1 protein-coding gene is annotated in these 1,057 nt (G+C 52.7%); it reads right to left on the bottom strand.

The window, feature by feature from the left end:
• Positions 1-56: 56 nt before the first annotated feature.
• On the bottom strand, positions 57-980 hold the full coding sequence (locus tag IL54_RS22060) for an IS5-like element IS903 family transposase (RefSeq protein ID WP_032416385.1): 924 nt from the start codon (positions 978-980) through the stop codon (positions 57-59).
• Positions 981-1,057 lie beyond the last annotated feature (77 nt).

The raw sequence follows: 1,057 nt of genomic DNA, 5'->3' as shown, positions 1-1,057 counted from the left end.
GGCTTTGTTGAATAAATCAGATTTCGGGTAAGTCTCCCCCGTAGCGGGTTGTGTTTTCAGGCAATACGCACGCTTTCAGGCATACCTGCTTTCGTCATTTTGTTCAGCGCTCGTACCAGGGCCATAGCCTCCGCAACCTGACCATCGTAGTCACGCAGCGTCAGTGAACCCCCGAACAGCTGTTTTACCCGGTACATCGCCGTTTCCGCTATCGAGCGACGGTTGTAATCTGTTGTCCATTTCCACCGCGCATTACTCCCGGTCATTCGCTGATTAGCCACTGCACGGTTACGGTCTGCATATTCACCGGGCCAGTAACCCGCACCTTTTCGGGGAGGGATAAGCGCGCTGATTTTCTTACGCCGCAGTTCATCGTGACAGAGCCGGGTGTCGTAAGCGCCGTCTGCCGATGCTGCCCTGATTTTTCTGTGAGTCTGCCGGATAAGACCCGGGAAGGCTTCTGAGTCGGTCACATTGTTCAGCGACAGGTCAGCGCAGATGATTTCATGTGTTTTACTGTCAACGGCGAGATGCAGCTTACGCCAGATACGGCGGCGTTCCTGGCCATGCTTTTTGACTTTCCATTCGCCTTCACCAAAGACCTTCAGCCCGGTGGAATCAATCACCAGATGCGCGATTTCACCCCGGGTGAACGTTTTGAAACTGATATTAACCGACTTTGCCCGCCTGCTGACACAGCTGTAATCCGGGCAGCGCAACGGAACATTCATCAGTGTAAAAATGGAATCAATAAAGCCCTGCGCAGCGCGCAGGGTCAGCCTGAATACGCGTTTAATGACCAGCACAGTCGTGATGGCAAGGTCAGAATAGCGCTGAGGTCTGCCTCGTGAAGAAGGTGTTGCTGACTCATACCAGGCCTGAATCGCCCCATCATCCAGCCAGAAAGTGAGGGAGCCACGGTTGATGAGAGCTTTGTTGTAGGTGGACCAGTTGGTGATTTTGAACTTTTGCTTTGCCACGGAACGGTCTGCGTTGTCGGGAAGATGCGTGATCTGATCCTTCAACTCAGCAAAAGTTCGATTTATTCAACAAAGCC

It is taken from the genome of Sphingobium sp. ba1 (assembly GCF_000743655.1).
Taxonomy (GTDB): Bacteria; Pseudomonadota; Alphaproteobacteria; order Sphingomonadales; family Sphingomonadaceae; genus Sphingobium.
The sequence above is the reverse complement of the archived record's forward strand: the minus strand, read 5'-3'. Positions and strand labels throughout refer to the sequence as shown.